11 protein-coding genes are annotated in these 8,537 nt (G+C 60.2%); 4 read left to right on the top strand and 7 right to left on the bottom strand.

The annotated features are described in order from the left end of the window. Positions 1 to 434, top strand: a 434-nt coding sequence (locus tag ACILRA_RS15650; RefSeq protein ID WP_395663009.1) for a hypothetical protein, incomplete at its 5' end; no start/stop codon positions are given. A 336-nt stretch (positions 435 to 770) separates the two neighbouring features. Here the strand turns inward: ACILRA_RS15650 and ACILRA_RS15645 are convergent. Beyond that, positions 771 to 1,142, bottom strand: coding sequence for a hypothetical protein (locus ACILRA_RS15645; protein WP_395663008.1), 372 nt, complete (start codon positions 1,140 to 1,142; stop codon positions 771 to 773). Between the two features lie 377 nt (positions 1,143 to 1,519). Here ACILRA_RS15645 and ACILRA_RS15640 point away from each other — a divergent pair, with 377 nt between their 5' ends. Further along, positions 1,520 to 1,708, top strand: coding sequence for a hypothetical protein (locus tag ACILRA_RS15640; RefSeq protein ID WP_395663007.1), 189 nt, complete (start codon positions 1,520 to 1,522; stop codon positions 1,706 to 1,708). 236 nt (positions 1,709 to 1,944) lie between these two features. Here ACILRA_RS15640 and ACILRA_RS15635 read toward each other — a convergent pair whose 3' ends face one another. The 6 genes from ACILRA_RS15635 to ACILRA_RS15610 all read right to left on the bottom strand — a co-directional run bounded on the left by ACILRA_RS15635 (position 1,945) and on the right by ACILRA_RS15610 (position 7,101). Then, positions 1,945 to 2,925, bottom strand: coding sequence for a WD40 repeat domain-containing protein (locus tag ACILRA_RS15635; RefSeq protein WP_395663006.1), 981 nt, complete (start codon positions 2,923 to 2,925; stop codon positions 1,945 to 1,947). A 41-nt stretch (positions 2,926 to 2,966) separates the two neighbouring features. After that, on the bottom strand, positions 2,967 to 3,923 hold the full coding sequence (locus ACILRA_RS15630) for a CobW family GTP-binding protein (protein WP_395663005.1): 957 nt from the start codon (positions 3,921 to 3,923) through the stop codon (positions 2,967 to 2,969). A gap of 8 nt (positions 3,924 to 3,931) precedes the next feature. After that, on the bottom strand, positions 3,932 to 4,951 hold the full coding sequence (locus tag ACILRA_RS15625) for a metal ABC transporter substrate-binding protein (protein ID WP_395663004.1): 1,020 nt from the start codon (positions 4,949 to 4,951) through the stop codon (positions 3,932 to 3,934). A gap of 11 nt (positions 4,952 to 4,962) precedes the next feature. Continuing rightward, on the bottom strand, positions 4,963 to 5,835 hold the full coding sequence (gene aztB, locus ACILRA_RS15620) for a zinc ABC transporter permease AztB (RefSeq protein WP_395663003.1): 873 nt from the start codon (positions 5,833 to 5,835) through the stop codon (positions 4,963 to 4,965). After that, positions 5,832 to 6,581: a metal ABC transporter ATP-binding protein gene (locus ACILRA_RS15615; protein ID WP_395663002.1), complete on the bottom strand. Its 750-nt coding sequence runs from the start codon at positions 6,579 to 6,581 to the stop codon at positions 5,832 to 5,834. The genes aztB and ACILRA_RS15615 overlap by 4 nt, the downstream gene beginning before the upstream one ends. A gap of 100 nt (positions 6,582 to 6,681) precedes the next feature. Beyond that, a complete protein-coding gene (locus ACILRA_RS15610; protein WP_395663001.1) occupies positions 6,682 to 7,101 on the bottom strand; it encodes a Fur family transcriptional regulator in 420 nt (139 codons plus the stop codon). Positions 7,102 to 7,150: 49 nt separating this feature from the next. Here ACILRA_RS15610 and folE point away from each other — a divergent pair, with 49 nt between their 5' ends. Together folE and ACILRA_RS15600 are read left to right on the top strand one after the other, a co-directional pair. Continuing rightward, entirely contained in the window at positions 7,151 to 7,747 is a 597-nt protein-coding gene (gene folE / locus ACILRA_RS15605) for a GTP cyclohydrolase I FolE (protein ID WP_395663000.1), read from the top strand. Positions 7,748 to 7,821: 74 nt separating this feature from the next. Beyond that, a partial coding sequence (locus ACILRA_RS15600) for a GTP-binding protein (protein WP_395662999.1) occupies positions 7,822 to 8,537 on the top strand: 716 nt, incomplete at its 3' end.

The raw sequence follows: 8,537 nt of genomic DNA, 5'->3' as shown, positions 1-8,537 counted from the left end.
AAGGGACTGGCGCAGATGGTGGCGGAGGTCGGCACCATTACCGGCAAGAGCCGAAAGGCGGCGGCATGACCGAGCAGACTGTCACGGTGCCATTCACCATCCGCAAGCGCGGCGGGCGGAAACTCGTCGTAACGCCGGACGGCGTGGCAGTGACACCAGCACCACGGGCAAGGGTTGACAGCGCCCTGCTCAAGGCCCTCGCCCGCGGCTTCCGCTGGCGAAGGCTGCTGGAGACCGGCGACTTCGCCACCATCGAAGAAATCGCCGAGGCCGAAAACATCAACCCATCGTATGTCAGCCGGGTACTGCTCATGACGCTACTGGCGCCAGATATTGTCGAGGCGATTCTCGCGGGACGACAGTCGGAAGGGCTTACGATGGCGAGAGCGATGCAGCCGTTTGCGCTGGAATGGCAGCACCAGACGTTTGCCTGAGGCCGCGAACCATTCGTCGTCTAGTCGGCGTGCGACAAGCATATGGCATCGACACTTAACTCGCGCCTGCCCAGACAATGGAACTGCTTCTACTGCCTCACTCTTTGTCGGCGTGCAGCGGGTCCGACCAGCTACGGCCAATGCTGGGAGACACAACAAAACAGAACAAGGCGAATGTTTTTCTCGCTCGACTCTGATCTGCTGCTGTCGATCTCCCCGAAATGCTGCTAATGCTCTGGTGGAGAGCGCCTCATGGACTTTCAAATAGCGGCAGCATGAACCGCCCGAAGACGCCTCCCAGTCATTGGGAGGCGTCGCCAAGCCAAATGAAGCCGGTCAGAGGCCGGTGCGGGTGACTACCATGCGGCCGTTGTTATCATTGTAAACGTGCACATAGAAGCGGTCGCCACTTAGCATACCGTCCAAGAGGTAGGCGGTACCGTTGCGATCGCCCGCCAGTGACAACACGTTGGGCTCACCCGCACGGAAACCACGATCAACCCAGGTGCATTTTCCAGCTTGCGCTACCCCCGCTTCGCTTCCCGGCGAAAAGCGGAGGGAAATCGTTGCGTTGGACTTGATTGTGGCCACCATCGCGCCACCGCCCTTGCAAATCAGCTGATAACTGCGAGGCGAGGCGTCAGCCGGTACTATAGCCATGATCATGGTCGCGGCGGCGAGGGTAAGCGAAAGCTTGGCGCTGGGCATGTGAGGTCTCCTTAGTTGACTTCGGTTCAATGAGCTCTTTGTAATCTCGTTGGCCATGAAACTAAAGAATGTCTCTTGAACGGGATCAGAATGCAACATTCATCCGGCGTTCATCACGAGGAGCCGGCCAAATGCCACCGGAGGGGCTGACGATGGCGAGGGCGATGCAGCCGTTTCCGATGGGATGGAAGTGCCAGGAATTCAACTGAAGTGACAGACCTTTCCGCGCTTCTCAGCCGCGCGACAGGGTTGCGTTATGATAAAGACAAACCGCGCTCCAGTCCTGACACTGTGGGCTGCCGTGGTAGTGGAGCGCCTCGGCTTCGGCAATGACGAGGCTCTCACGCTCGGATGACCGGTGGCGGGCCTCAGCAGGCTTGCTCGACATCCTCGATTCTACACGCGACAACCCTGATTTGAAGAAGAAGCAAGGACCGTATGACCCCTCTGCCGCCCCAAGCTTTTCCATGAACTCTCCCGATCTCAACATCGAAGAGGATCCTACCGCTAAAAATGCCTTGTTGCAGGCTGCCGCTCCCAATTCGTCAGAGCTGAGAGCAAGCTGACACGACATCACTCCGGCTGACCATGTTGATCGGCTTGTGGATCATGTGCGAGGTCGTCGGCTGACCCTCGCGAAAGATGAGAATCACCGTCTTCACGGGCGGACATCCGGGCTCCGTGCAGGCGACTTCGCTGATCGAGACTGAGGCACCCGGTCCGATGCATTCAAAGCACCACAGGCGCACACGCTCCTTCTTCACATCACCGATGAATGAAGCCGCCTTCTTGATCCACATGGCTATGGGTTCGCGAATGCGTAGATTTCGGCATGTCCGGACTGCGTACCCGCGGCGAGCAAACGCCCAGACCCGGACCAGGAAACGGCCGTCACCGCCGAGTTCCGGATGTGTCCCAGATCAACCTCGGATCCATCATCTGACCGAATGAGCTTGAGTTCTCCCCGCTGACAACCCGCTGCGAGGATGTTCCGCGCCGGATGCCAGGCGAGTTTCGTGATGCCGGCCGCAAGGAACCCTATCTCCTCCGGCCTTCTGTTCCAGGGGCCACCACGATCAAAGGGCCAGAGCACTGCCACGGGCGCGCCAGCGGTTGCCAGCCGCGACCCCGAAGCGTTCCAGCTCATGGACCCGATCTTGCCCGGATAACCGGACATCCTCATGTTTGCGCCATCGGACAAGCGCCAGCCATGCAGTTCCCTCTCCTGCATCGAGGTGACGACCATGGTTCCATCATGAGACCATGTCACGGAGAGATGGCTACCCTTCCACTCGAGTTTGCGAACCAGATTCTCCTTCTGTTTCGCGAGCCAGAGCCACACTCCGCCATATTGCGCGATTGCGAGCCGCCTGCCCCTGGGGTCGAAGCCGATGTCAGACGGGGTTGAGGCGCACTCGAGCTGCTGCAAGTCGCCCCCCAGACCGCGCCTGTAGCAAACGCGTCCGGCCGTCCAGGCCACATCCCCTGTTGGAGAAGAGGCCACCGCGTCGATCCAACTGCCGGAATGATCGCGGATCAATTCCCCAGAGCCATCGGCGCTGGACAAGCGAACCTGCCCATCATCGCCGCCACTCAGAATGCCGCGCGGTCCCGAACATGCCGCCAGGATTGCACCCTTGTGAAGTTGCCGCCGGTCTTCGCTGAAGCCTTGTTCCGCCACGAACAGGGCCGAACCATCGCCGCACAGGAAGACCAACACACCATCGAGCACCGCCACGTGATTGACAGGTGCGTCGAGGTTTGTCGACCACACTGGCTTCATGGACTGCCCCTGCCGGGCTTCAGACTCTACCAGGCCTTCCATCACGCAATACAGCGCTCGAAACCTGCTTGCAGTTCCTCCCGGTTGAGGTTCCGGCCAATGAACACCAACCGGCTCTCACGCGGCTCATCTGCCCGCCAGGGAAGCTGAAGATCGCCATCGAGCAGCATGTGCACGCCCTGAAACACGAAGCGCCGTGGCTCATCATTGAAGGCGAGTATCCCCTTGGAGCGGAGAATGTCAGGCCCCTTCACCGCGACAAGGTCCCCCATCCATTTCTGGAATCTCTCATGACTGAGGGGTCGCATGGTCTTGAAGGAGTAGCTCTGGACGTCATCGTCATGGTGGTGGTGATCCTCACCAAGGAACTCCGGCTCCAGTTCCAGAATACGGTCGAGATCGAAGGCGCCACGCCCAAGCACCTTGTCGATCTCGATCCCGCACTTCTGGGTATGATGGAGCTTGGCATAAGCATTGATCGACCGGATGCGCTTCTCCACGGCCGCCAACTCGTCGGGCGAGACAAGATCGGTCTTGTTCAGAAGAATGATGTCGGCAAAGGCAATCTGCTCTTCGGCTTCATGCGAGTCCGCCAGCCGCTGCAGCAGGTGCTTTGCGTCAACTACGGTGACGATCGCATCAAGCTTTGCGCGCTGGCGTACCTCATCATCGACGAAGAAGGTCTGGGCCACCGGTGCGGGATCTGCGAGGCCGGTCGTTTCGATCAGAATCGCGTCGAACTTGTCCTTCCGCTTCATCAGTCCGCCAAGGATGCGGATGAGATCTCCCCTGACAGTGCAGCAGATGCAACCATTGTTCATTTCGAAGACTTCTTCGTCGGCGCCGACCACAAGATCGTTGTCGATGCCGATTTCTCCGAACTCATTGACGATCACCGCATACTTCTTGCCATGCTTCTCCGTCAGGATACGGTTCAGAAGGGTGGTCTTCCCGGCTCCGAGATAGCCAGTCAGAACGGTAACGGGAATGGGCTGCATGATTGGCCTCACGATCCGGTCATGGCTTCGGTGAGAAGCCTTGTGTTGTACTGCATCATCTCAATGTAGCTCGGCGCCGGGCCGTCCTTCGCCGACAGGGCATCGGAGTAGAGCGCGCCACCGATCTTGAGGCCCGTCTCGCGCGAAATCTGCTCAATCAACCGGGGGTCGGAGATATTCTCGACGAAGAGCGCCGATGCCTTGTCCTCGCGGATCTGCTCGATCAGCCGCGCCACATCCATTGCCGACGCCTCGCTTTCCGTGCTGACGCCTTCAGGAGCGAGGAACTCGACCCCGTAGGCATGGGAGAAATAGCCGAAGGCGTCATGCGACGTGATGACTGTCCGGCGGCCTTCCGGGAGAGCGTCAATCGCCTTCTTGATCGAACCGTGCAGCGTGGCGAGTTCCTGGGAATATCCTTCCGCATTTGCCTTGAACTCGGAGCATTTCGACTTCTCGATGCCGCAAAGGGCGTCAGCGATGTTCTTGACATAGACCTGAGCATTCGCGGCGCTCTGCCAGGCATGGGGATCGAATTCGCCATGATCATGCCCGTGATCGTGCTCATGATCGTGCTCGGCTTTCTTCTTGCCTTCCGCGTGATCGTGATCATGATCATGCGTAGCTTTCTTTGCGCCTTCGGCATGGGCATCGCCGTGCCCCTCATCCATCTTCTCTGGTTCAATTCCATCGCTGGCCTTCACGATCGGGCCCTTGTAGCCGCTGCTGTCCACAAGACGGTCCAGCCAGCCTTCGAATCCAAGACCATTCACCACGACGAGTTGTGCGGCGGCCATTGCCTTGGCATCATCGGGCTTGGGCTCATAGACATGGGCATCGCCGTCCACGCCAACGATAGTGACGAGATCGACATGATCTCCGCCGACCCGCTGGACGAAGTCGGAGAGGATCGAGAAGCTGGAAACGACCTTGATCTTGTCGTGAGCGGAAGCGATGCCAGACGATGCGGCAAGACTTGAGCTTGCGAGCAACGCTCCCAAGACTGCGGACTTCAGTTTGGTTCCCATGATCTTCTCCTTCATGCAATGCGATGTCGTGTTGGGGTGAACCGTGACCGGATGACGCCTTGCGGCGCGGCAACAAGGGAAACGGCATAGGCGGCGCCGGCCGTCAGAATGATGGCAGGCCCGGATGCGACACTAACGTGGTAGGAGACCAGCAGCCCCACATAGCCGGAGAAAAATCCGATTGCCGCCGCTAGAATGCACATGCTCTCGAGCCTGCCGCACCACAGCCGGGCCGACAGTGCAGGCAGCATCATCAGGCCCACCGCAAGCAATGTGCCGAGCGCCTGGAAGCCGCCGACGAGATTGAGTACGACAAGTGCCAGGAACAGGAAATGCACCGCCGGGCCGATCCGGCTCACGGATCCCAGAAACACCGGATCCATGCACTCGGCGACGAGAGGACGCCAGATCACGGCGAGCGTGAGGAGCGTGATGGTGGAGACCCAGGCGATCAGTTGAAGCGCGCCGTCGTTCAGCGCCAGTACGGTGCCGAAGAGAATATGCATCAGGTCGATGTTCGATCCCTTGAGGCTGATGAGCAGAACGCCAAGGGCGAGGGAGACGAGGTAGAATCCCGCAAGGCTCGCATCCTCCCGCTGGATCGTGAGGCGCGAGACAGCGCCGGAGAGGAGCGCGACGCACAGGCCTGCCACGATGCCGCCCAGCGTCATGGGCAGCAAGGCAAGACCCGATATTAGAAACCCGATGGCAGCACCCGGCAAAATGGCGTGTGCCATGGCGTCACCCGTCAGGCTCATGCGGCGCAGCATGAGAAACACCCCGATTGGGCAAGCCGAAAGGGACAGCGCGGTCGCACCCGCAAGTGCGCGCCGCATGAAGGCAAAATCCGCGAACGGAGAGATCAGAAGATCATACAGTGTCATGCGGCGTTCTCCTCGCACCATGGCGCATTCTCGTCCCATGCCTCGTTCATGCGGCGGGCCTTGAGCAGGTTCGCCGGCATCAGGGCATTTTCAGAACGCCCCCAGGCAACCGGCTCCCGGGCGAGAACCAGAGATTCCGGAAAGTGAGCGCGGATGAGATCGGCGTCATGCAGCACCGCAATGATGGTGCGCCGTTCGGCATGCCAGCGATGGATGAGCGTCAGAAGATCGGTCACGGTTCTGGCGTCGATGGCCGAAAACGGCTCGTCGAGAAGAATGACCTTCGCGTCCTGCAACAACACGCGCGCAAACAGCGACCGCTGCAACTGACCGCCCGACAGCGATCCGATGGGCCGCCGCTGGAAGCCTCCGAGCCCCACGGCCTCAAGTGCCATGGCGATTTCCTCGCGCTCTCCCTTGCCGACGGCAGAGAAGAAACCTGTCCGGCGGACGAGCCCCAGCGAGACGAGATCATGAACCGAGGCCGGAAAGCTGCGGTCAATCTCCTGAGCCTGGGGAAGGTAGGCGATATCCCTCACATCGAGATCGAGACGCTCGATGGAGCCGCTGAGCGGCTTCAGTGAACCCATCAGCCCTTTCAGGAGTGTCGACTTGCCAGACCCGTTGGGGCCGAAGACGGCGGTCATGGAGCCCGCTTCGAAGACCCCGTCGAGGTGATGAACAGCCGGGTGACCTTCATATCCCAGCGTCACGTCGGTGAGGCGGAAATGGGGAGCGGGAGTCATTGCATGACCGCCAGAATTGCAATCCAGATCGCAGCACTCAGGGCGGCGGCCACCAGCAAGCGTGTCCTGACACCGGCATCGAGAAAGGGAGAGTGGCTTCTCACGGCGATCTTGCCCCCGTCGATGCGCAGCGCGTGCAAAGGCCTCTCAGCTCAATGCTCGCCTGCTGAATCTCAAATCCACGGTCTGCGGGATGGAGCGCGCCAAGGGCGGGTCCGGGATCGAATTCGCAGGTGGAGCCACAGGCATCGCAGATATAGAAGCCCGCGGGTGTGCTGTGGGCCTCGCAACGGCAGACCACGAAGGCATTGAGGCTCTCGATGCGATGCACGCGATTCTTGGCGATCAACCGCTCAAGTGCGCGATAAACCTGCACAGCCGCCCTGATGTTGGTGTCCCGGAGCGCCCCGAGGATCTCATAAGCGGACATCGAGCGGGTTGAGTTGCGCAAGGCATCGTAGACCTGCTCCTCATTGCTGGAACGGCTGCCGGGTGTGTCTGGAGTTTCGATGGACAACATGATGGATAGACGTTATGTTATAACATTGCATCTGTCAATCGAGCCTGTCATGTCCCGGAATCTCCTCAGTCAACAGCCGGAAGCCCCCGTCAGCCGCGCCGAGGCGATGGCCGCCGTTCACACCCTCATCCGCTGGGCCGGCGACGACCCCGACCGCGAGGGACTGAAAGACACGCCAGCGCGAGTGGCCGCTGCCTATGAGGAATTCTTTTCGGGATATCGCGAGTCTCCCGAAGCGGTCCTGGCGACCAGTTTCGAGGACGTCGCGGGCTATCGCGGAATGGTGCTGATCAAATCGATCCGCCTGCAGTCACACTGCGAGCACCACATCGTGCCGATACTCGGCATTGCCCACGTCGCCTATCTGCCCAGCGACCGGGTTGTCGGCATCTCGAAGATCGCCCGCCTTGTGGACATCCTTGGCCGCCGGCTCCAGACGCAGGAAACACTCACTGCCCAGATCGCTGCCACGCTGACATCGGCATTGAAGCCACGCGGCACCGCTGTCTGGATCGAGGCGAGCCATCAGTGCATGACGACGCGCGGGATCCGCATTCCAGGAGTTGCCACAGTCACCTCTCAGTTCACCGGCGCGTTCGAGACGGACGCCTCAATCAAGACCGAGTTCCTGGCGGCCATCAAATGATGCGTAGCGCCACACGCCGGAACATGAGCCCGCCTCCAGATCATCACAGCCAACTCAACCGGAACTGACTTCTCATGCCTCAACGTTCTTCAACGGATCGCCTGCCCGTCACCGTCCTCTCCGGCTTTCTCGGGGCCGGAAAGACCACGCTTCTCAATCATGTTCTGAACAACCGTGATGGCCTCAGAGCCGCCGTCATCGTGAACGACATGAGCGAGGTCAACATCGATGCGAGCCTCGTGCGGGACGGCGGATCGAACCTTTCGCGCACCGATGAGCAACTGGTCGAGATGTCCAACGGCTGCATCTGCTGCACGCTCCGCGACGATCTCCTGCGCGAAGTCGCACGGCTTGCCGAGGAAGGACGTTTCGACTGCCTGCTGATCGAAAGCACGGGCATCTCCGAACCGCTTCCCGTCGCCGCGACCTTCGAGTTCCGCGATGAGGATGGCAACAGCCTATCCGACGTGGCGCGTCTCGACAGCATGGTCACCGTGGTCGATGCCGCCAATCTGCTCAAGGACTATGGATCGGCAGACTTTCTCGCCACCAGAGGCCTTGCCCTGGGCGACACGGATGAACGTACCCTCGTCAACTTGCTGGTCGATCAGATCGAATTCGCCGATACGATCATCATCAACAAGGTCTCGACAGCGAGCGAGGCGGAATGCAAGGCCGCCCGCAGCATCGTGAAGGCGCTCAATCCGGACGCGCGGCTGATCGAAACGGATTTCTCGCGCGTGCCCTTGTCCGAGATCCTCGGCACCAACCGCTTCGACTTCGAGAAGGC

Source organism: Aestuariivirga sp. (genome assembly GCF_044239095.1).
GTDB lineage: Bacteria > Pseudomonadota > Alphaproteobacteria > Rhizobiales > Aestuariivirgaceae > Aestuariivirga.
This window is presented reverse-complemented; position numbering and strand designations above follow the sequence as displayed.

Coding starts and splice junctions, on each gene's coding strand:
- ACILRA_RS15625 (WP_395663004.1), bottom strand. CDS start 4,951: ATGGGAACCAAACTGAAGTCCGCAGTCTTGGGAGCGTTGCTCGCAAGC.
- ACILRA_RS15635 (WP_395663006.1), bottom strand. CDS start 2,925: ATGAAGCCAGTGTGGTCGACAAACCTCGACGCACCTGTCAATCACGTG.
- aztB (WP_395663003.1), bottom strand. CDS start 5,835: ATGACACTGTATGATCTTCTGATCTCTCCGTTCGCGGATTTTGCCTTC.
- ACILRA_RS15615 (WP_395663002.1), bottom strand. CDS start 6,581: ATGACTCCCGCTCCCCATTTCCGCCTCACCGACGTGACGCTGGGATAT.
- ACILRA_RS15645 (WP_395663008.1), bottom strand. CDS start 1,142: ATGCCCAGCGCCAAGCTTTCGCTTACCCTCGCCGCCGCGACCATGATC.
- folE (WP_395663000.1), top strand. CDS start 7,151: ATGTCCCGGAATCTCCTCAGTCAACAGCCGGAAGCCCCCGTCAGCCGC.
- ACILRA_RS15610 (WP_395663001.1), bottom strand. CDS start 7,101: ATGTTGTCCATCGAAACTCCAGACACACCCGGCAGCCGTTCCAGCAAT.
- ACILRA_RS15630 (WP_395663005.1), bottom strand. CDS start 3,923: ATGCAGCCCATTCCCGTTACCGTTCTGACTGGCTATCTCGGAGCCGGG.